Annotated in this window: 20 protein-coding genes and 2 pseudogenes; 14 read left to right on the top strand and 8 right to left on the bottom strand. The window is 58.3% G+C overall.

The features are described 5' to 3' along the window. Positions 1 to 5 precede the first annotated feature (5 nt). The 5 genes from FHT29_RS16655 to FHT29_RS16635 all read left to right on the top strand — a co-directional run bounded on the left by FHT29_RS16655 (position 6) and on the right by FHT29_RS16635 (position 4,255). Complete coding sequence (locus tag FHT29_RS16655) at positions 6 to 320, top strand: NIPSNAP family protein (RefSeq protein ID WP_168599878.1); 315 nt, start codon at positions 6 to 8, stop codon at positions 318 to 320. A gap of 56 nt (positions 321 to 376) precedes the next feature. Further along, positions 377 to 1,387 (top strand): ABC transporter substrate-binding protein, encoded by a 1,011-nt coding sequence (locus FHT29_RS16650; RefSeq protein WP_037200253.1) that lies wholly within the window; start codon positions 377 to 379, stop codon positions 1,385 to 1,387. A gap of 117 nt (positions 1,388 to 1,504) precedes the next feature. Next, positions 1,505 to 2,377 carry an ABC transporter permease gene (locus FHT29_RS16645; RefSeq protein ID WP_168599877.1) on the top strand — a complete coding sequence of 291 codons (873 nt, stop codon included), beginning with the start codon at positions 1,505 to 1,507 and terminating at the stop codon, positions 2,375 to 2,377. 1 nt (position 2,378) lies between these two features. Beyond that, a complete protein-coding gene (locus FHT29_RS16640; protein ID WP_037200255.1) occupies positions 2,379 to 3,179 on the top strand; it encodes an ABC transporter permease in 801 nt (266 codons plus the stop codon). Further along, a complete protein-coding gene (locus FHT29_RS16635; RefSeq protein WP_168599876.1) occupies positions 3,176 to 4,255 on the top strand; it encodes an ABC transporter ATP-binding protein in 1,080 nt (359 codons plus the stop codon). The genes FHT29_RS16640 and FHT29_RS16635 overlap by 4 nt, the downstream gene beginning before the upstream one ends. Positions 4,256 to 4,278: 23 nt before the next feature. Here FHT29_RS16635 and FHT29_RS16630 read toward each other — a convergent pair whose 3' ends face one another. The 3 genes from FHT29_RS16630 to FHT29_RS16620 all read right to left on the bottom strand — a co-directional run bounded on the left by FHT29_RS16630 (position 4,279) and on the right by FHT29_RS16620 (position 7,373). Further along, the gene (locus FHT29_RS16630) at positions 4,279 to 5,520 is read right to left on the bottom strand and encodes an FAD-dependent oxidoreductase (protein ID WP_168599875.1); all 1,242 of its coding nucleotides are present in this window, start codon (positions 5,518 to 5,520) and stop codon (positions 4,279 to 4,281) included. Continuing rightward, on the bottom strand, positions 5,517 to 5,834 hold the full coding sequence (locus tag FHT29_RS16625) for a MocE family 2Fe-2S type ferredoxin (RefSeq protein ID WP_037200259.1): 318 nt from the start codon (positions 5,832 to 5,834) through the stop codon (positions 5,517 to 5,519). Before FHT29_RS16625 ends, FHT29_RS16630 begins: the two co-directional genes overlap by 4 nt. Positions 5,835 to 6,338: 504 nt before the next feature. Beyond that, on the bottom strand, positions 6,339 to 7,373 hold the full coding sequence (locus FHT29_RS16620) for a sterol desaturase family protein (protein WP_037200267.1): 1,035 nt from the start codon (positions 7,371 to 7,373) through the stop codon (positions 6,339 to 6,341). 290 nt (positions 7,374 to 7,663) lie between these two features. Between FHT29_RS16620 and FHT29_RS16615 the strand changes: the two genes are divergently transcribed. Beyond that, positions 7,664 to 8,497 carry a TIM barrel protein gene (locus tag FHT29_RS16615; RefSeq protein WP_047561634.1) on the top strand — a complete coding sequence of 278 codons (834 nt, stop codon included), beginning with the start codon at positions 7,664 to 7,666 and terminating at the stop codon, positions 8,495 to 8,497. 584 nt (positions 8,498 to 9,081) lie between these two features. Next, complete coding sequence (locus tag FHT29_RS16610) at positions 9,082 to 10,020, top strand: diguanylate cyclase (protein ID WP_234903948.1); 939 nt, start codon at positions 9,082 to 9,084, stop codon at positions 10,018 to 10,020. Between the two features lie 124 nt (positions 10,021 to 10,144). Here FHT29_RS16610 and FHT29_RS16605 read toward each other — a convergent pair whose 3' ends face one another. The 4 genes and pseudogenes from FHT29_RS16605 to FHT29_RS34475 all read right to left on the bottom strand — a co-directional run. Beyond that, positions 10,145 to 10,291: a DUF1127 domain-containing protein gene (locus FHT29_RS16605; protein WP_080760647.1), complete on the bottom strand. Its 147-nt coding sequence runs from the start codon at positions 10,289 to 10,291 to the stop codon at positions 10,145 to 10,147. Positions 10,292 to 11,028: 737 nt separating this feature from the next. Then, a complete protein-coding gene (locus FHT29_RS16600) occupies positions 11,029 to 11,286 on the bottom strand; it encodes a hypothetical protein (protein ID WP_047561957.1) in 258 nt (85 codons plus the stop codon). A gap of 261 nt (positions 11,287 to 11,547) precedes the next feature. Further along, positions 11,548 to 11,679, bottom strand: a pseudogene (locus tag FHT29_RS16595) (IS6 family transposase); the annotation flags it as partial. A 22-nt stretch (positions 11,680 to 11,701) separates the two neighbouring features. Beyond that, positions 11,702 to 12,145: pseudogene (locus FHT29_RS34475) on the bottom strand (DNA polymerase-like protein); the annotation flags it as partial. A 324-nt stretch (positions 12,146 to 12,469) separates the two neighbouring features. Here FHT29_RS34475 and FHT29_RS16580 point away from each other — a divergent pair. From FHT29_RS16580 to arcC, 6 genes are all read left to right on the top strand, one after another. Next, complete coding sequence (locus FHT29_RS16580; protein ID WP_047561983.1) at positions 12,470 to 12,985, top strand: GNAT family N-acetyltransferase; 516 nt, start codon at positions 12,470 to 12,472, stop codon at positions 12,983 to 12,985. A gap of 296 nt (positions 12,986 to 13,281) precedes the next feature. Beyond that, positions 13,282 to 13,776: an NUDIX domain-containing protein gene (locus FHT29_RS16575; protein WP_168599873.1), complete on the top strand. Its 495-nt coding sequence runs from the start codon at positions 13,282 to 13,284 to the stop codon at positions 13,774 to 13,776. Positions 13,777 to 13,943: 167 nt separating this feature from the next. Beyond that, positions 13,944 to 15,410 (top strand): arginine-ornithine antiporter, encoded by a 1,467-nt coding sequence (gene arcD, locus FHT29_RS16570; protein WP_168599872.1) that lies wholly within the window; start codon positions 13,944 to 13,946, stop codon positions 15,408 to 15,410. Positions 15,411 to 15,424: 14 nt separating this feature from the next. After that, on the top strand, positions 15,425 to 16,642 hold the full coding sequence (locus FHT29_RS16565) for an arginine deiminase (RefSeq protein WP_168599871.1): 1,218 nt from the start codon (positions 15,425 to 15,427) through the stop codon (positions 16,640 to 16,642). 17 nt (positions 16,643 to 16,659) lie between these two features. Then, positions 16,660 to 17,661 carry an ornithine carbamoyltransferase gene (gene argF / locus FHT29_RS16560; protein WP_047640478.1) on the top strand — a complete coding sequence of 334 codons (1,002 nt, stop codon included), beginning with the start codon at positions 16,660 to 16,662 and terminating at the stop codon, positions 17,659 to 17,661. Between the two features lies 1 nt (position 17,662). Continuing rightward, a complete protein-coding gene (arcC, locus tag FHT29_RS16555) occupies positions 17,663 to 18,595 on the top strand; it encodes a carbamate kinase (protein ID WP_037200760.1) in 933 nt (310 codons plus the stop codon). Positions 18,596 to 18,627: 32 nt separating this feature from the next. Here arcC and ftsH read toward each other — a convergent pair whose 3' ends face one another. Further along, positions 18,628 to 20,478, bottom strand: a complete 1,851-nt coding sequence (gene ftsH / locus FHT29_RS16550) for an ATP-dependent zinc metalloprotease FtsH (RefSeq protein WP_168599870.1) — start codon at positions 20,476 to 20,478, stop codon at positions 18,628 to 18,630. A 196-nt stretch (positions 20,479 to 20,674) separates the two neighbouring features. Between ftsH and FHT29_RS16545 the strand changes: the two genes are divergently transcribed. After that, positions 20,675 to 21,397 (top strand): Bax inhibitor-1/YccA family protein, encoded by a 723-nt coding sequence (locus FHT29_RS16545; protein ID WP_168599869.1) that lies wholly within the window; start codon positions 20,675 to 20,677, stop codon positions 21,395 to 21,397. Positions 21,398 to 21,423 lie beyond the last annotated feature (26 nt).

Genomic DNA, 21,423 nt, shown 5'->3' with positions numbered 1-21,423 from the left:
CGCCGATGTTCTACGAGATCCGCACCTACAGGCTGAAGAACGGCACGATCCCAGAATATCTCAAGGTCGTCGGGGAGGAGGGGATTGCCATCCAGAAAGCCCATCTCGGCAATCTGGTCGGCTATTTCTATTCGGAGATCGGCACGATCAACGAGATCGTCCACATCTGGGCCTATGCGAGCCTCGACGACCGCGAGGCGCGACGCCAGCGACTGGCTGCCGACCCTGAGTGGCAAGCCTTCCTGCCCAGGATTCGCGATCTGATCGAGGTGGCGGAGAACAAGATTATGAAGCCGGCCAGCTTTTCTCCCGCGGGATGAGCGGGCGGCCGCATAAGGCATGACCTGAAAGACTGCAAAAACAAGGACAAGGGAACATGAAAGCAAAAATTGCACTCGCGGCCTTTGCCGCAATGATGGCCGCATGCTTGCCCGCCAAGGCCGATACCATGGTCTTCACGAGCTGGGGAGGGACGACGCAGGATGCGCAGAAGGTCGCCTGGGCGAACCAATTCACCGAAAAGACCGGCACCGGCGTCATGCAGGACGGCCCGACAGATTACGGCAAGCTGAAAGCCATGGTCGAGGCGGCTCGCGTGACCTGGGACGTGGTCGACGTCGAGGGCGATTACGCCGCACAGGCCGGCAAGAATGGTCTGCTGGAGAAACTGGACTTCTCCGTCATCGACAAATCCAAGCTCGATCCGCGCTTCGTCAGCGACTATTCGGTCGGCAGCTTCTACTATTCCTTCGTGATCGGCTGCAATGCGGATGCCGTCAGTGCCTGCCCGAAGACCTGGGCCGATCTCTTCGACACGAAGAAGTTTCCGGGCAAACGCACTTTCTACAAGTGGTCGGCGCCCGGCGTGATCGAAGCCGCCTTGCTGGCCGACGGCGTTCCCGCGGACAAGCTCTATCCGCTCGATCTCGATCGCGCCTTCAAGAAGCTCGATACGATCAAGTCTGATATCGTCTGGTGGTCGAGCGGCGCGCAGTCGCAGCAGCTGGTCGCATCGGCGGAAGCGCCGTTCGGCAGCCTGTGGAACGGCCGTATGACCGCGCTCGCCAATAGCGGTGTCAAGACCGAGACGTCGTGGAGCCAGAACATCACGGCAGCCGATTCCCTCGTCATTCCCAAGGGCGCTCCGAACCTGGAAGCGGCGATGAAGTTCATCGCGCTTGCGACGTCCGCACAAGCGCAGGCCGATATGGCGAAGGCGACGGGATATGCCCCGATCAATGTCGGTTCGGCGAAGCTGATGGATCCGGAAACGGCCAAGACCTTGCCGGACCAGCAGACCGCCAGCCAGGTCAATGCCGATATGAATTACTGGGCCGAAAACCGGGATGCCATCGGCAAGAAGTGGTACGCCTGGCAGGCACAGTAAGCTCCAGGGAGCTGTCAACAGCACCGCGGACCGATGTCCGCGGTGCGGCAATACGAGGTGCGGGCCTGCATGGCAGCTATGGCTGCCTGGCGGTGCCCACGGTGGGAAAGGATTGCCATGTCGACATATATGGACGTTGCGGACGGGACCGCACCGACGCGCAAGGCGGCGAGGCCTACCGGCTTTGGACAGGTGGCGCCGGCACTGATCTTCATCGCGATCTTTTTCGCCTTTCCAGTCGTAGCGCTTCTTCTGCGCAGCGTGATGGAGCCGACGCTCGGGCTCGGCAATTATGCCGAGTTGCTCGGATCCGCAACCTATCTGAAGATCTTCGCCAATACTTTCATCGTCTCCGGTCTGGTCACCATCATATCGTTGCTGATCGGCTTTCCCGTCGCCTGGACGCTGGCGATCATGCCTGCGAGACTGGCCTCGCTGGTATTTGCGATCCTGCTGCTGTCGATGTGGACCAATCTGCTTGCCCGTACCTATGCCTGGATGGTGCTGCTGCAGCGGACGGGGCTGATCAATAAGATGCTTGTTGGTATGGGGCTTATCGACAAGCCCCTGGCGCTCGTCAACAACCTGACCGGCGTCACGATCGGCATGACCTATATCATGCTGCCCTTCATCGTCCTGCCGCTCTATGGCGTCATCAAGAAGATCGACCCGGCGGTGCTGCAGGCAGCTGCTCTCTGCGGTGCGAACCGCTGGCAATGCCTCACCCGTGTTCTGCTCCCCTTAGCTGCTCCCGGCATGATGGCGGGTGCGCTGATGGTTTTCGTCATGTCGCTCGGCTACTACGTCACCCCGTCGCTGCTCGGCGGCACGGCGAACATGATGCTGGCGGAACTTATCGCCCAGTTCGTGCAATCCCTCGTCAATTGGGGCATGGGCGGAGCGGCGGCCTTTGTCCTGCTTGTCGTCACGCTGTCGCTCTACGCCGTCCAACTGCGGCTGTTCGGCGTACAGAATACGGGAGGGCGCTGAGATGCTCCTGAATTTCGGCCAGCTCGGCTGGTGGAAGTATGTGCTTCTCACCATCACTGTTCTGACAGCTGCCTTCCTGCTGCTGCCGATCCTGTTCATCGCGGCACTGTCATTCGGCTCGTCGCAATGGTTGATCTTTCCGCCGCCGGGCTGGACCCTGCGCTGGTACGGCGAACTGTTTTCCGATCCGCAATGGCTGGAGTCCGCCTGGACGAGCTTCAGGATCGCGGCGATCGTCACGGTGCTTTCGGTCGTGCTCGGGCTCGTGACGTCGTTCGGCCTCGTGCGCGGCAAGTTCCTGTTTCGCGATGCGCTGAAGGCGCTGTTCCTGACGCCGATGATCCTTCCGGTCGTCGTCTTCGCCGTTGCGCTCTATGCCTTCTTCCTACGGATCGGGCTCGGGGGAACCCTGATCGGCTTCGTCCTTTCCCACCTCGTCCTGGCCTTGCCTTTTTCCATCCTGTCCATCTCAAGCGCGCTCGAAGGCTTCGACAAGTCCATCGAGGATGCGGCGGTGCTCTGCGGTGCTTCGCCGCTCGAGGCAAAGATCAGGGTAACGCTGCCTGCCATAAGCCACGGGCTCTTCTCCGCGGCAGTCTTCTCGTTCCTGACATCCTGGGATGAGGTGGTCGTGGCAATCTTCATGGCGAGCCCGACGTTGCAGACATTGCCGGTCAAGGTCTGGACGACGCTGCGGCAGGACCTCACCCCGGTCGTGGCTGCCGCCTCCACGCTTCTCATTCTGTTGACGGTCACTTTGATGGCGCTGGCCGCGATCGTACGCAAGGTTTTGAAATCATGAGCGAATCCTTCCTGAAAATCAAAGGCATCCGCAAGGAGTACGGCCCGGTCGTCGCCGTGCATGATGTCAATCTCGACGTCCGGCGCGGCGAATTTCTGACCTTTCTCGGACCTTCCGGCTCGGGCAAAAGCACGACGCTCTACATATTGGCCGGCTTCGAGAACCCCACCAAGGGCGACATCCTGCTGAACGGCCGGACGCTGCTGTCGACGCCTTCGCACAAGCGCAATATCGGCATGGTCTTCCAGCGCTATACGCTGTTTCCGCACCTGACCGTGGGCGAAAATATCGCTTTTCCGCTGAAGGTTCGCCGCAAGTCGAAGGCCGAAGTCGACAGCCGGGTGAAGGAAATGCTGCGTCTCGTCAGGCTCGAGGGCTTCGAGGATCGCAAGCCGGCACAGATGTCCGGCGGCCAGCAGCAGCGTGTCGCGCTTGCCAGGGCGCTCGCCTATGATCCGCCGGTGCTTCTGATGGACGAACCGCTGTCGGCGCTCGACAAGAAGCTTCGCGAGGAAATCCAGCACGAGATAAGACGGATCCACCAGCAGACCGAAGTGACGATCCTCTACGTGACCCACGATCAGGAAGAGGCGCTGCGGCTCTCCGATCGCATCGCCGTGTTCTCCAAGGGCGTGATCGACCAGATCGGCACCGGGCCGGAACTCTACGCCAATCCGCGCACCCGCTTCGTCGCCGAATTCATCGGTGACAGCGATTTCATCTCCTGTCATCTGTTGTCATCGGACAATGGACAGGCGACCATTTCACTCGGCGACAAGGCGATCTTCGAGCGCATCCCGGTCCATGGCCGGGCGGCCACGGGCGGCAAGGCCGCGCTGATGCTGAGGCCCGAGCGCATCCGGCTCGGGCGCAGCAACGGGGCGGGCAAGGGCCTCAGCGCCACCGTCAACGACATAACCTTTCTTGGCAACAACGTGCACGTGACGACACAGATTTCAGCCAACGAGACCTTGTCCGTTCGCTTGCCTTTCGGGCATGAGGCCATCTCGGGCCTCAGCCGTGGTGATCATGTCAATCTGGAATTCGACCCGGGCGCTGCTCACGTCTTTTGCTAGAGTTGGCAAACAGCAGCGGCCTTTTACGCCGCTCTTGGCAACAAAGATTTCAGGTTAGCGTCGGCCGCCAGCGCATCGAGTGGCGGCACGACCTGCCTTGCGATCAGCATCTCGCTCAACTTCATGTCCCTGGCGACCCTATTGCCGTAACCCACGCCGCTTGCGGCGACCAGTCTCTGTCCGTCATCGAGATGGAACAGGATGAAGGCGCCATCGCCCAGGTCTCTTCGGACTACGGTGCGTCCTTCATCGACAAGTCCAGCGATCTGAAGGGTATGATCGAACTGATCGGACCAGAAATAGGGAACGGCATCATAGCCACGCGCAGCGCCCGCCAAGTTCGCCGCGGCAAGAATGCCCTGATCCTGCGCATTGCGCCATGCCTCCAGCCGAAGCCGGCGTCCCCCATACAGCGGGTGCGGAAACGAGCAGCAGTCGCCCGCAGCATAGATATCCGCCACCGAAGTCTCGAGGCGCTCGTTGACCGAGATCCCGTTGTCGACGGCTATGCCCGCCTGTGCGGCGAGCTCAGTGCGCGGCTGCGCGCCGATGCCGACCACGAGCACATCCGCGGTCACCTCGGTGCCATCGGCCAGACGGACGCTCACGCGCCGGTCGTCTGCGTCGATCTCGCTGACCGTTAGGCCGCATTTCACCACGACCCCGTTGCGACGATGCAGCGAACTGATCGTCTCCGCGATCTGTTCGGGTACGCCGCGCTTGAGAATGCGCTCCTGGGATTCGATCACCGTGACCCTTGCGCCACGGTTGCGCGCCGATGCGGCGACCTCCAGACCAATGAAGCCTCCTCCGAGCACCGCCACATGCATGTCGGCGCTGATCCAGGGGCGAAGCGCAAGCGCGTCGTTGATCGTCCTGAGATAGAGTATGCGCGCATTGGCTCGCACATTCGGCAATCGCCTGGGCGCGGCGCCCGTCGTCAACAACAATCTGTCATAGGCCAACGCACGGCCGTCCGACAGGATCACCTGCTTGCCGGTGGCGTCGATAGCGCTTGCCGACGCGCTGCCGATATGCCGGATCGCCCGTTCGCCCAACATGATATCGTTGAGAACGGTCGGCGCCTGCGGCGTTGCCTCGGCGAGCAGCATCTGCTTGGAAAGCGGCGGCCGCTCATAGGGGAGGTGAGCCTCGTCGCCAATGAGGGTAATGGCATGCGGGTAGCCGTTTTCTCGCAAGCTCAGAGCGGCACGCGCGCCGCATTCGCCCGCGCCGACGATGATGATGCCCGCATCGTTGCTCATGCTCCGATCCCGATCATGACGCGATCGCCCTCCAGCTTCACTGGATAGGTTTTCAGGCCGACGCAGACCGGCGCGCCGCGAGCCTCGCCGGTCTTATAGCTGAAACGGCCGTTGTGCTTTGGACATTCGATGGTGTCGTCCATGACAAGCCCCTCGGCCAGGTGGATCTTTTCATGGGTGCAAAGCCCATCGGTCGCGAAATATTCGTCATCCGGGCTTCGATAGATCGCAAAGGTTCGCCCGGCGTGATCGAAGCGGACGACGTCCTCCTGATCGATCTCCTCGGCTGCACACGCATCGATCCATGTCGTCATTTTCTGCCTCCTCGTTGCTGTCCGTCGGCGGCTTGCCGCCATGCACAAAAGATATCGTCTCGCTGGAGGAACATTCCGGCCTTGAACCTTGATCGCGCTCAGCTTTCTCCTCCCCCGAGCAATTTCGATCATGCGCGATATGACCCTTCACATTCCACGCCGATCATGATCATTTTTCATCAAGGAGAAGCAGAATGAAGAAACCTCGCTTGGTCGGCCTTGTGGCCGTCGCGCGTTTTCAACGAAAGGGGAAACGTCAAACCACAGGCGGCTGAGAACGTAGTGCCGGCGGCCAAGCGGCTGATCCAGAGCCTTATCTTGGCTGACATGATTGGTCATGCCGGAGCCTGCGAAAGGAGGGCCAGCAGGCTCCGGCATTTCCCGCCATCGACGACCTGAAGATCGGCGGCGGGGGGAGAACCTAATGTCGCATATGGAGCACACCACGCTCTTGGCAAGTCCTTGAGGTCGTTGCCCGGCCTGACTATTCCGGCCGGGCTTGGCCTAGTTCGCCGACCCTGAACGACGCGCCTGCTTGTCGGCATATTTCTTCGCCCGTTCCATGAAACGCTTGTTCATGCGGTCCTCTGCCTCCTTCGAGCCGTCGTGGAAGGTGCCGAACCATTTGTCGAGCGGGATGACGCCGTCGGCGTAATTGCACTCGAAGAACTTGTGATGCAGGTAGTGGTCGTAAGCATGCGTGTCGATGGCGGTGTCGTCCGCGATCACGATCTTGTCGAACCCCGCATGGCCCGGCGCTGGCGCAAGAGCTGTATGCGTCAGATGGAAGAGGACATGGATCGGACTGGAGGGCACGATCCAATGGATGAGCACGCCGGAGAAATAGAGGAGATGCTCGATGGGATGCATCGCCAGACCCGACCATGGCCCGGGATTGACGTTGTTATGATGCAGCTTGTGAACGGCATGATAGAGTGGCGGCCAGTGGATCAGGCGGTGAACGAGGTAGAAATGCAGATCGCGGAATGCCGGGATCAGCAGCATGATCGCCGCGCAATAGACCGGATGTTCGGCAAAATCGACATAGGGAATGATGCCGTTGGCGAAAGCCCAGAGGGTCAGGACTTCGAAGGCTGTCCAGATCGGCACGGCACTTGCGAATGTCCAGATCACGTTGTCGACGGTCTGATTGCCGAAGAGAAATGCGGAATTGCCCGTCGACGGCCACTTGGCGTTATATTTGAAGGTCGTTCCCTGCTTCTTTTGCATGTACAGGCGCAGATGAAAGGCGCCGAAGAACAGGAAGACGAGGGCGGCGTTGCGAAGGAGAAGATAGGCAATCCAACCCGGCGCGAAGGTCTTCATCGTTTCCATCGAGGGCGTGGCATAGAGCCATAGCAGCGTGCCGACGATCGCATAGACGGTATTCCAGGGCATCAGATAGCCAGGATAGCCGAAGAACCATTTCAGGAAGGCCATGGGCTGAGCCGGCCAAACGAAAACCGGCGGATATTTGAGGAGCTTGTTGGGTTTCCAGTCTCCTCGCTTGTCGCGCGTGCCGTAAAGTGTGTCGTCCATGGTGTTGCCTCCCAATTGCCCGAAATCATGCATTCAATGTCTCCGACACAGGTGCGGAACGACAGCAGAGATTTGATGAGAATTGATCATGGCCTGCAGCTCCGGGCGGGCTAATGGAGCCGGTTGGCTTCCGAGAGTATTTTGATGAAAAACCATCATGCCGGTGACTGCCGGCGCGTAAATGCATCCGCTTTGCAATGAAACGCATCGATGATCAAAACCCATCACCAAACGGTCTCGCAAAGACAGCGAATTCATGATCTGTGCAGTCCACTGGTACGGGAGGCATCATGCAGAACATGCTCATCTTTCAGTCGCTCTGGGCCATGGAGCGACGCAGCGCTGTTTATCCGGAGCAGACTCTCGAAGAGAACCTGGAGAGGATCGCCGTCGCCGGCTTCGACGGCATCAGCACCCATTGGTACGACCGCAGTTATGTTCGCCGGGTCGCAGGGCTGCTCAAGCAGCACGGTTTGCAGGCGGAAGGACAATGCTTTCCCAAGACCATCGACGATCTTAAGCCAGCGCTCGAGATCGCCGCCGAATACAATGTGCATCACATCTGTCTGCAACCCGATGTGCGATTGCGCCGCCTGGAGGATTGCGTCCCCCTGCTCGAGGGCTGGCAACGTCTTGGGGAGGAGGCCGGCATCGACGTCCTCATCGAGACGCATCGCGACCGGATGACCACCGATCTGTTCTTCACGCTCGATCTGCTCGATCGCCTGCCGGATTTGCGGCTGCTGGGCGATATCTCGCATTTCCTCGTCGGCCGGGAATTCGCCTGGCCGGTATCGGATGAAAATCATGCGCTCATCCATCAGATACTCGACAATTCATGGGCCTTTCACGGCCGGGTCGCTTCGCGCGAGCAGGTCCAGATCGAAATCTCCTTTGCGCATCATCGGCCCTGGGTCGATCTCTTCCTCGGCTGGTGGGAATACGGCTTCAGAAGCTGGCGAAAGCGCGCCGGCAGCAACGACACTCTCGCCTTTACTTGCGAGCTGGGGCCAAAACCCTATGCGATCACGGGGAGGGACGGGGAGGACACGACCGATCGGTGGGCGGAATCCCTGATGCTCATGCAGGAGGCACGCGACCTCTGGACCAGAACTGCCGGCTGATAATTTCGGGCGGAATACCTGCGCTATTCTGCATTCCAGATCAGATCACCCGCTAGAATTCTGCTGCAAACGACACCGGTTTTCGTCGCAAGCATGCACTGGCGAGGAAGTATCGCCGGTTAGAGTCCTCTCAAGGCGTTCGATTTTCACACATTGAGTACCGGCCCAGTTGCTTCGTCTGTGCGTCAAGCGAAACTGGATTGTCATGAATCCGCGCAGGAGTTTGTTCTTCGGTTCGAATACCGATGTCCAGTGCTCCGAAATTTCCAAACGAATGTCTTGGTTGATTGTGTCAGGCGAAAGCCTGGCCGCGCTTTGAGCGCGGGCGTCGCGATCTGCCGGGTTGTAGATTAGTTTCGGAACGGGGGCTTGAATGCGATTCTTGATTGAACGAAATTCGTGCGGTCCGTATTTTAGAAACCCGAACGCAAGCAATATGTGTAATCCTCTGTTTGGGATGGTGGTCTGGGGCATATTGATGAAACTGGCAACAATCTTCGTTCAGCTGGCGAGGGAGCCAAATGTCTTGCAATGTATATGAAATACCGCAGCCTCACGCGATCGGCTCCGAGGAGTTCATACGTTTGCGGGAGCTGTTTGATCGCTCGTTCAAGGCGGCTCGGATAGGTGTATGGGAATGCAGCTTGCCGGATCAAACGCTAAGTTGGACGGATACGGTCTATGAATTCTTTGATCTTGTTCCGCAAGCGCCATTGGCGCGGGACGAAATCGTCAAACTCTACACGCCAGAAACCCGCAAGCTGCTTAACGAGGCCCGCGATAGGGCAATTCGCACAGGTGAAGGCTTTACCCTGGACGCTCAGATAGTTACCGCAAAAGGTAACAACCGATGGATAAGAATAACCGCTTGTGTCGAGTTTGCGAACGGCACTGCCGCAAGAATATTCGGGGTGAAACAGGACATCACTGCCGAGAAGGCTGTGGTCGAGCAGCTTCGTCACTTGGCGGAACGCGATGCGCTCACCGGATTGAGTTCCCGGACCAGGTTTGAAACCTTCCTTAGTGAGATATGCGGAGCCGAGGGCCAAGGGGCGCGAGCCTTGCTCTTGGCGGATCTCGACGGTTTTAAGTCTGTAAATGATACTTTCGGGCATCAGGCCGGGGACGAGTGCCTCAAAGTTGCAAGCCGCAGGCTCTCGCGGGCGGCACCTCAGGCTGACATGATCGCTCGCATAGGCGGGGATGAATTTGCTGTCATCCACCCATGTTCATCGGTCGAAGATCTCGCAAAGATCGCGGCCCGGGTCGTAAAAGGCATGAATTGGACGATCTCAACTCCAACGCAGAACATTCGGATCGCTGCGTCCGTTGGAGCTGCCATAATCCTACCTGGTCAATCGCCCAAAGACATATTTGCGAAAGCGGACCGTGTCTTATACGAGGTAAAATCGGCAGGCAGGAACGGTTTCCGGATCATGTCACCTTCGCGACCGGCGTTGGAGAGCGCTGAAGCAACCTTGGACAGTAAGGTCTGTTCTGAGGTGACGGCGGGCGGAAGTTGATGCTTCCTGCACTTTATGGGCAGCTAGACTCTCTGCTTCTGCCGATGCAGCAGTTTTGGTTTTGAGGGGACCATCAGCTTTCCCAACACATCATTTCGAAACAACGTAACAGCGCCGTGCAAACTTAGGAACGGGAGTTGCCCAAGACGGCCGAACGGATATGCGAACGCGATAAGCCGAGATCATTGAGAACATGATCGTCCAACGTTCCGAGCTCGCGGATGGCTCGGCGATTTTCAGCGAACCGCTTAATTTTATCAAACACTCTCATCGTCATCTCCTTTGACTATGCCTGCCAGATAGTCAGTTCTTAGCCCAAATAAAATGCATACGCCTGCACATGAGGCATGCCGTCTTTGCAAGACTCGCATCGTTGCAGCCGCTTTCGCTATAAAGAAACGCTAGGGCGGCAGAATGGAGTTGTGTTGGTCATCCGCGTCTCTATGAACGTACTGGCATGACGAAGAGCCGCAAAAGCGGCACAAAGCCGGCATCGGATTTAGTTCCATAAGATAGATTATCTGATATTATGCTGTAGCCGGGTGGGTTCAAGAATGAAGTGCGACTTGCCTGTCGCGTCCAACAAAATGATTCCCCATCCCCTCGCTGGGAAAGATAGTTTGGAAAATCCAACGTACTTTTCCCTGGAAGCTTGCTCGTGAGTAATGAGCTTTATAGCGTAACAAGTTGAACAAACTTGACATTATTGGAGCGGCCGCGTGCATTGCGTGTCTCCGAGCCAAAATCGATTACACAGGCCTCCTAAAAGCTCCACCCTGCGATTGCTAATCGCTGATCGACATTGAGCTTTGGCCCGTTCAGAGGCGCACATGAACACCTGGCTGCCTCCTTGACACGTCTCACAGGCGGCTTCAGCATTCTTGTAAGTTCAATTGAAAAACCGCTCGATGCCTCACATTGACCTCAACGATCGCGGAGTGTTCCGCGCGTTCTGTCCCTGAGCTCCTCGGTTCAAGCCAACGAATTGGTGTAATGAGAGCGGCAAATCTAGTCAAACTGCTCGCCATGGCCGATCTGCCCGCGAACGGCGTCTGGCACTGGCGGTTCGTCGGCCGGATCGGGATCGACGGTGTTGTCATCCTTGAGAGACTGAGCTGCCTCGCTTAGCGCGACAGCGATCTCCTGAGTGCCCCATCCAGCTTCGTTTGCGGAGGCGATGATCTCTTCCAATACAGCCCTTGCGGCGACCTTCAATTCTTCGAAGCGCTGTCGTGGGTCTTCGGTTGTTGGCGAGGGAAACGGCATGGTCGACTCCTTTCGATGGCGGGGTAACACTTCAGACATCACACGGTTCCGATGGGCGTCTGGAGGGAAAGATGTCGGTCTCTGTTCTCACCGTCCGGTAGACTGTGAGTCGGAGCCGAGGCTGACCCCTCGTGACACGAGTCTAAGGCTTTGATCTACAGACAGAAAATGACAATTGGGTGGGGTCACGATCGGCGCCCGATGATGACCCCACCCATGTTATGGATTTGCCAGCAAATTCATGTAGTTAATGGCAGCCTGCGCGCGCCAAAGCCAGTGTTTTCGGCCGGCGATGGAAATCACCACCTCATCCAGGTGCCAGATGTCCCGGCAAGAAGGTCGCTTGCGGCGGAGCTGTTTTGCGTAGGCCGGCCCGAATTTCCGACCCCTTCGGAATCCCGCGCGGATCCGGCACCGGCGATCCATGATGAAACTCATCCCCTCGTCCATGCGGCAACGGAAACGCCACCCCGACACTTGCCACCTCCGCCGGCAGATCGGCGAGCCGATGTGCCACAAGATGCACGACCTCCCCTGCCCGCCGGATGCGTACATGGACGCGGATCATCCCGGCGCCGAGCACCACACGGCGGTATTTTTTGAAGGTTTTTAGCCAGACGAAGAGGTTGGCAATGCCGGTCTCGTCCTCGATGGCGATGAACATCACACCCTTGGCCGAACCGGGCCGCTAGCGAACGAGCACAAGGCCCCGCAGCCTCGAGAGCCATGTACCATCGCTGGCCCGCATCGCCTTGCGACAGGTGACGATACGGCCCCTCCCCAGATCCGCGCTCAGGAAGGAAAGCGGATGGCTGCGCAGGGTCAATCCGACATGACCGTAGTCCTCGGCCATCTCGCCATTTCCCAAAATCGAATACAAACGCGCTTGGGCAACCTGGATTTCGTGAAGATTGGGGACCATGGCATCTACCGTTCCAGAGGACCCTACCACGATTGCTTGTGACGGTTTGGCCTACTGCAGCAGCCGTAATAGCTTCCTGGTTCAGCATCATCATCCGCACTGCCTCCAAACCGCTGGCGGTCAGGCTACATCCCCTCCGGAAAATGCGCGTGCCTTGAGTTGAGTCAAAGCCAATGAATCCTAACTGCTATAATAAATGCATTACTACCTGCGTCTCGGCCGCAGCGAGCAGTTGTTCCGCGAACCTGAAGGAGAAGCATGATGGAAATCGAAGATACCAAGGGTGACCTGACCACGCGTAGCGGATTTCACTTTCACGTTCGGGGTGCCGAGCCGAAGGATGAAGCAATTGTCGCTGATTTTTTCAATCATGTGACACCAGAGGACGTCAGATTTCGTTTCCTATCCGGAATGAAATCCGTTTCTCATGAAAGGCTCGTTGAAATGACAAGCGCTGGCGATGCCAAGCGCGTCAATTTCCTTGCCTTTTCACCCGATCAGACTTTGCTGGCGGTGGCAATGCTGGCGGTCGGCAAGGATGCTCAACGCGGAGAGGTCGCGCTGACCATTCGTGAAGACTACAAGCATCAGGGTATAAGTTGGGAAATGCTCGCGCACATCTGCCGCTATGCGGAACGACATAATTTCAAAAGCATCGAATCCATAGAAAGCCGCGAAAACCATGCCGCAATCGAGCTGGAGCGCGACATGGCTTTCCAGGCCCATGACGACAAAGACGATCCTACGATCGTCGTGCTGCGGCGAGATTTCGGATGATGACCGTCGGTGTTCATCATCTACACATGGTTGATCGCCGTCATTGGATGTTCGAGAACAGGTGCCGCTCAGACAGCGGCGGGCTTGCCCCTTTGCCTTGATCCCGGCCAGAGATGACAATGCGATTGTCCACCGTTTCACGACTTGCTTCCGAAGTCACGAGCTGGGGCATGTCGCCGGTTGGCCAATTTTGGTGTCGTATCCGTTTTTTCCTTGCATTCGATCGCCGTCGAGAGGTCAAAATCTTGGAGACAAGGCAAAGACATATGGGGTTCCATTCGTAGGAACGATCGGACATGAAGAAGAGCGCCGGCATCCTAATGTATAAAAAGGCGCAGGACGGTATTTTGGTTCTGCTTGTCCATCCAGGCGGCCCATTCTGGCGCAAACGTGATGACGGCGCGTGGTCCATTCCCAAGGGCGAATACGGCGAGGCTGAAGCACCTGAAGCGGCCGCTCGACGGGAATTCGCCGAGGAAACAGGTTCCGCGCCTGAAGGTGCGCTGCAGCCTCTTGGCGAATTGCGCCAGAAGAGCGGAAAGACCGTCACCGCCTTTGCCCTTGAGGGGGTATTCGACACATCCTGCTTGCACAGCAATCTGTTTGAAATCGAGTGGCCGCCACGAAGCGGACGCTTCGAGTTCTTCCCCGAGATCGATCGTGCCGAATGGTTCACCCTTTCCGAGGCGGGCCAAAAGATCGTCGGCGGTCAACGTCCCTTCCTGGAACGTCTGGAGAGACTGCATTGCCCGGGCGCGCAAGGTACTGTCAGCCAGACGGACGGCAGGTGATGCCGCATTGTAGCTGCGGCCAACTCCGGGATCGTTGGCCAACATTCTAGCGGTGCTGTTTCCAAGCCTGCAAAAAATTACAACCGTCTTGACCAGGATCAAGGTTTGTCGCCGCCACCCAGTGTCCAGTGTCTCCCATAGATATTTTCGATCCTTAGGAGAAGACGATGACTTCGATCGGCATAAAGCTTGTCACCTCGACCGAGCCGGTGGCGGTTAGCAGGAAATTGCGGCTGGGTTCGTTAACGGCGTTAGTCATCGGCTCGATGATCGGCTCCGGCGTCTTCAGCCTGCCGCAGAACATGGCGGCAGGCGCCGGCCCGTTGGCCATCGCAATCGGCTGGGGGATTACGGCGATCGGCATGCTGGCGCTGGTCTTCGTATATCAGTCCCTGGCCACCCGCAAACCAGACCTTAACGTCGGCCCCTATGCCTATGCAAAAGCCGGATTCGGTCCATTTATCGGCTTCAACAGTGCATGGGGCTACTGGCTGAGCGCATGGATCGGCAATGTCTCCTATGCGGTTATCGTCTTCAGCGCGCTATCCTATTTCTTTCCGTCCTTCGGCGACGGAAACACCTGGCAGGCCGTGCTTGGTGCGTCCATCTTGCTGTGGTTGATTCATGCTATTGTGCTGGCGGGCATTCGTGAAGCGGCGGTCGTGAACCTTATCGTCACCGTCGCAAAAATCGCACCGATTCTATTGTTCATCGGCGTCGGCGTCGTCGCCTTCAAGCTGAACGTCTTCTCGCTCGATTTTACCGGTCTGGGCAACGCAAGCCTCGGCTCGATCACCACGCAGGTCAAGAGCACCATGCTGGTCACGCTCTGGGTGTTCATCGGCATAGAAGGCGCCAGCGTGTTCTCCGCCCGCGCCGAGCGCCGGCGCGACATTGCGACGGCAACGGTCCTTGGCTTTTTCACCTGCCTTGCTTTCTACGCGCTCGTGTCCCTGCTTTCGCTCGGCATTCTGAACCAACCTGAACTTGCTGCCCTGAAAAATCCTTCCATGGCTGGGGTACTTGAGGTGGTGGTCGGTCCCTGGGGTGCGGCTCTCATCAACATCGCGCTTGTCATCTCGGTGATCGGTGCCTTTCTGAGTTGGACGCTTCTGGCAGCCGAGATTCCCTTCGCGGCGGCGAAGGACGGGACCATGCCGAAATTCCTCGCCTCGGAAAGTGAACGGGGCGTCCCATGGGCCTCGCTCCTGATCACCAATCTTCTCGTCCAGGCGTTCCTTGTCGTTACCCTCTACGCCCACAGCACCTATCAGGCGTTGTTTTCCATCGCATCGACCGCGATCCTCGTGCCCTACATCTTCTCGGGCGCCTATGCCGCAAAGCTGGCCATAACCGGAGAAGGCTATGCACCGGACGAACAGCGAATAGCTCCGATGCTGGTCGGGCTTCTGGCAACGCTTTACGGGCTGTGGCTCGTCTATGCCGCCGGCCCGGCTTACCTGTTCATGTGTGCGATCCTCTATGCGCCGGGCATTCTGTTCTTTTTTCTTGCGCGTCGAGAAGCGGGGCAAAGACCCTTCCAGCCGTTCGAGGCGCTCCTGGCCGTCGCGCTTGTCGCGGTAGCCTTCCTTGCTGCCTACGAAATGTGGGCCGGCATTGTCAGCCCGTTTTAACAGGGATCAGCGTCATGAATATTCTTGGGGTTCATTCGGAAGTTGGTCGTCTTCGCGAAGTCATGGTTCACCGCCCTGACCTAAGCCTGCAGCGCCTGACACCGGACAATTGCAAGGCCTTGCTTTTCGACGACGTGCTGTGGGTCAAGCGTGCCCGGCAGGAGCACGACATCTTCGTTGATGCCTTGCGCGAACGCGGCGTGATTGTGCAGTCGTTGGGCGAATTGCTCACGGAAACGATGGCTTTGCCCAAGGCGCGCCGCTGGCTACTTGATCGCCGCGTCGAATCCGCGGTTGTCGGAGGTGACATGGTCGATGAACTGCGCGGCTGGCTGAACGAGATGCCGGCGGATCATCTGGCGACCTACCTCGTCGGCGGCATTGCTCGTGCCGAATTGCCATTCGAACCCCTCGGGCTGACCGGACGCACGCTGGCACCGCAGGATTTCGTGCTACCGCCGCTGCCGAACCAGCTCTTTACCCGCGACAGTTCCTGCTGGATCTATGGTGGCGTTTCGGTCAATGCCATGTATTGGCAGGCGCGACGGCCAGAGGCTGCAAATGTCGAGGCGATCTATCGTTTTCATCCTCGCTTCGACGCCGCCGACTTCACATTCGTCTCGCCTGAGAACCCGGTCACCGGAACCAGTCTTGAAGGTGGGGACGTCATGCCAGTTGGCGACGGGGTCGTCCTGATCGGCATGGGTGAACGCACCACCCCGCAGGCGGTCGGCGCGCTGGCCCGAAGTCTTTTTGCGGCTGGTATCGCAAAACGCATTATCGCGGCGCTGATGCCGCGCGATCGCAGCTTCATGCATCTGGATACCGTCTTTACCTTTTGCGACCGGGATCTGGTGACGATGTATCCTCCCGTCGTCGATCGGTTGCGGAGCTTCTCGCTGCGACCAGGTGATGTCGAAGGTTCGGTGGACACCCGGGAGGAGACATCTCCATTTACGGACGTGGTTGCGCAAGCGCTTGGATTGAAGAGCTTGCGTATCATTGCGACTGGCGGCGACCGCTACGAAGCCGAGCGCGAGCAGTGGGATGACGGCAACAATGTGATCGCCGTCGAGCCCGGCGTCGTCATCGCCTACGACCGCAACGTCTACACCAATACGCTGCTGCGCCGCGCAGGCGTCGAGGTGATCACCATCGAAGGGGCAGAACTCAGCCGTGGCCGTGGTGGCGGACACTGCATGACGTGCCCGATTGATCGCGCCCCCCTTTAGCTACAGAGGAATTTGTCATGCCTATCAATCTCCATGGTCGCAGCGTTCTGTCCCTCGATGATCTGGAAGCCGAGGAGATCCGCCATCTGCTGCGCCTTGCGGCCGATCTCAAGGTCGCAAAACTAGGCGGATACGAGGTGCCGCGCCTGACGCGAAAGAATATCGCACTGATCTTCGAAAAGGATTCGACCCGCACCCGAACCGGGTTCGAGGTGGCAGCCTATGATCAGGGTGCACACGTCACCTACATGGGTCCCACCGGCAGTCATATCGGCCACAAGGAATCGATGAAGGATACCGCGCGTGTTCTCGGCCGCATTTATGATGCCATCGAATATCGCGGTTTCGCGCAGAGTGCGGTCGAGACCCTGAAAACCTATTCCGGCGTGCCGGTCTATAATGGGCTCACCGACGTTTCTCATCCGACGCAAATTCTCGCGGATCTCATGACGATGCGCGAATTCACCCACAAGCACCTGTCGGACATGGTCGTGACCTTCCTTGGCGACGGGCGCGACAATGTGGCGATGTCGCTGGCGCTCGGCGCTGCCAAGGTCGGAATAGATTTTCGTCTCGTGTCGCCGACCGCCCTGTGGCCAGACCAAGCTTTTGTCGATCATGTGAAGTCGCAAGCCTGGAAAAGCGGTGGCAAGTTCGCTTTGATGGAACATGTCGGCTCCGGAGTGCTGGGAGCTGATTTTATCTACACGGATGTCTGGCTTTCAATGGGCGAGAATGAATCGGCTTGGGCGGAGCGCATCCGGCTTCTTTCTCCCTTCCGGGTCACCGCCCAGGTGATCGAGGCGACCGAAAATCCCTATGCGAAATTCATGCATTGTCTTCCGGCGTTTCACAACACCGAGACGGAAGTCGGTGCCCGCATCGCCAAGGAATACGGCATCGATTGCATGGAGGTGACGGACCAGGTTTTCGAGTCCCACGCCTCCATTGTCTTCGATCAGGCCGAAAACAGAATGCATACGATCAAGGCGCTGCTCGTTGCGACGATCGGAAGTTGAGATGTTGATCGTCGCAGCATTGGGAGGAAACGCGCTTTTGCGTCGCGGCGAGCCGATGACGGCTGAACACCAGCGGGCGAATGTCCGGCTTGCCGTCGCTGCCTTGGCCGAACTCATCCTTGCCGGTCACTCTCTGGTCATCACCCATGGCAACGGCCCTCAGGTTGGGCTCCTTGCCTTGCAGGCAGAAGCCTCCAACGGCAATGGTATTCCGTTGGATGTTCTCGGTGCCGAAACAGAGGGGATGATCGGCTATATGATCGAACAGGAGCTCGGAAATGTCCTGAAGAACCATCCAATTGCAACCTTGCTGACGATGGCACGGGTGGAGGCAGGCGATCCCGCCTTTTCACATCCGACCAAGTTCATCGGCCCGGTTTACGACGCGCCGACCGCCCGCCGGCTTGGCAGAGAGCGCGGCTGGAGAATCGCGCCCGACGGTGAAAGCTGGCGGCGTGTCGTCGCGTCGCCAAAACCCTTGGCAATCATCGAGGCCAAAACCATCGCCTTGCTCGTCAATCACGGCGTGACCGTCATCTGCACCGGTGGCGGCGGCATTCCTGTGATCGAACAGGCGGACGGCGGACTTACCGGGATCGAGGCCGTCATCGATAAGGATGCCGCCAGTGCGCTCCTGGCGCGACAGCTGAATGCCGACATGTTGCTGCTTCTAACTGATGTCGACGCAGTCTATCTGGATTACGGGACACCGAAGGCTCGAAGCTTGGGTCGTATTGCTCCGGAGATGTTATCCGGCGCGAGGTTTCCACCAGGCTCGATGGCGCCGAAAGTCGCTGCCGCAATCCAGTTCGCGGTGGAAATGGACAGACCGGCTGGCATCGGCAAGCTCGAGGACGCCAGCGCCATCGTCCGCGGCGAAAAGGGAACCTTGTTCGATCCGCATCTGTCGGCAAATGCCCGATCGGCTCGCTGACTTGGCCATGATGTAAAAGGGCTGGATCGCCCTCAAATCCCTCTAACGGCAAGGCGAGGCGAAATACCTGTGTCCGGCAATTTTGGCTGGCGCTGAAGCGGTGCGAAATCTGCGGGCGTGATGGTCTCCCTTTCAAGCAGAAGTTTTGCGCCGGCTTTCAGATTCTCGATGTTGGCCGAAAGCATCTCCTTCGCCATCTGGTATGCTTCGTCGATCATCCCCCTTATCGCCAGATCGACTTCCCGAGCGGTTGCTTCGGAATAGTCGCGCGGATGGACGCCGAGCTGATTGTCGTCGAGCCACTGTGCTCTTTGGGGTTCAAGGACCGCCTGGCCGACCGAGGCATTCATCCCGAATCGAGTGATGCTTTCACGCGCGATATCGGTGGCCTTGCCAAGATCGTCGGCGGCACCGGTCGATACCTCTCCAAAGACCACCTCCTCTGCCGCCCGACCGGCCAGCAAGGCGATCATGCGTTCCTTCAATTCACTCGACGTGATGAGAAAGCGATCCTCCGTCGGCCTCTGCAAGGTATATCCGAGCGCACCGATCGACCGCGGAATGATCGAGACCTTTTGAACGGGATCCGTCTTGGCAAGCGAAGTCGCGACCAGCGCATGCCCCATCTCGTGATAGGCAACGCGTTCCCTCTCGTTTGCATTGAGCAGCCGGCTTCGGCGCTCCGACCCCGCAACGACACGCTCCGTTGCCTGCACAAAGTCCTCGGTGGTGACGGTATCGCCGTGACGCCTGGTGGCGATAATGGCAGCTTCATTGACGAGGTTTGCGAGATCTGCGCCGGTAAAACCCGGCGTTAGTGCGGCGACGTCGTTTATGTCGAAGTCGGCGGCAACCGCGATCTTCTTGATATGAACCTTGAGAATGTCGGCGCGACCTTTTCGGTCGGGACGATCGATGACGATCTGGCGGTCGAACCGGCCCGCTCTCAGCAAGGCTGCATCGAGAACTTCGGGGCGATTGGTTGCGGCGAGCAGCACGATACCGACGCGCGGGTCGAATCCGTCAAGTTCCGACAGCAGCTGATTGAGCGTCTGCTCCTTCTCGTCGCCGCCGCCATAACCTGCAAGCGGGCTGCGAGCACGGCCGAGGGCATCCAGTTCATCGATGAAAATTATGCAAGGAGCAGCCTTGCGTGCTTGTTCGAACAGATCGCGGACGCGGGCGGCGCCGACGCCGACAAACATCTCGACGAATTCAGCGCCGGAGATGGAAAAGAACGGCACGTTCGCTTCCCCGGCGATAGCTCGCGCCAGAAGCGTCTTGCCTGTACCGGGTGGGCCGACCAACAGCACACCCTTGGGAATCCGCGCGCCGAGCCGACCATAATTATCCTGCTCCTTCAGAAAGGAAACGATTTCCTGCAGTTCGGCCTTGGCCTCGTCCGCGCCTGCCACGTCGTCGAACGTGACTCCGGTCTTGCGCTCCAGATAGACCTTCGCCTTTGATTTTCCGATGTTGATCAAGCCACCCACGCCTTGTCGGTCGATCATGCCGCGAAAGAAGAAGACCCAAATTCCAAGGAAGAAGAGCGTGGGCAGCGTCCAGGAGAGGATGGTTGTCAGCCAATTGCTGTCGGTGCCGCCGGAGACTTGAACCCCGGCCTTTTCGAAGGTCGCAGCAGCGGCTGGGTCCACGCGGTTGGATATGAAGAGCGTTTTGCCATCTTGGGGAACCTTGAAGACACCTTGGACCATCGTCTCAGTCAGCGTGACCGATTGCACCTTGCCGTCGGCCACCATGTGCATCAGGTCGCTGTAGGATATCTCGGCCGTGTCGCGATAGGCGAACCATAGCTGGAAAAGGCTGAGCAGCAGGAACGCCACGAGAAAATAACCGATGCTGAAGGTGTGTTTCCGGTCCATGGGTGCCTCCGGGCGTAGCGTATCGACACCTCATTGGTTTCATGCGGCCGCAGCCACGTCCTTGACACGGATCAAAGACCGGCTTGGCGCCTGGTGGTAGCTCTCTCAAGACGCTTTCCATGGCGTGCGGCCTTATTGGCCATCAGCTTGCCCAGCGTCATGGCCCCTTCGGAAAACCCCAGTTCACGAGATGACTATGGCCCAAGATCGCTTCGTCCCCGCAACATCACTTCGCCACGACCGGTCCGCAAATGACAATGTCGATCTCGGGCTGCGGCAATTTCTGCTGCAAGTCTATAATTATATGGCCGGAGCGCTGTGCCTGAGCGGCCTTACCGCATATCTGGCAATCGAGACCGGCTTCTATCAAAAGATCGCCGGGACTGGCTTCATCTGGTTGGTTATTTTCGCTCCGCTGGTGGCACTGCTGTTTTTGACCATCCGGCTGGAGAAGATGCCCCTCGCCTCAGTCATGGCGCTGTTCTGGATCTATGCTTGCCTGATGGGACTATCGTTCGCCGGCATTTTCCTGATCTACACCAATGAAAGCATTGTGCGGACCTTTTTCATCAGCGCAGCGATCTTCGCCGCCACGAGCCTTTACGGCTACGCCACGAAAGCCGATCTTTCGCGCTTTGGTTCCATTTTGACAATGGCACTCCTTGCAACCATTGTTGTCAGCTTCGCAAACATTTTGCTGGCCTCGACCATTCTGCAAATTGCCGTCTCGGCAGTGGCCGCCGTTCTCTTCGTCGGGCTGACTGCCTACGACACACAGCGCCTCAAACAGATCTATCAGGCCTGTTATCCGTCGGAGCCAACTGTGAAGATGGCGCTAATGGGCGCCCTCACACTTTACCTTGATTTCATTAACCTTTTCGTCTTGCTCCTTCAATTCAGTGGCGACAGGCGCAGATGAAGCTTCAAAGCGACGAAAGAAATCTG

The organism is Rhizobium sp. SG741, from assembly GCF_012275435.1.
Lineage (GTDB): Bacteria > Pseudomonadota > Alphaproteobacteria > Rhizobiales > Rhizobiaceae > Rhizobium > Rhizobium lusitanum.
This window is presented reverse-complemented; position numbering and strand designations above follow the sequence as displayed.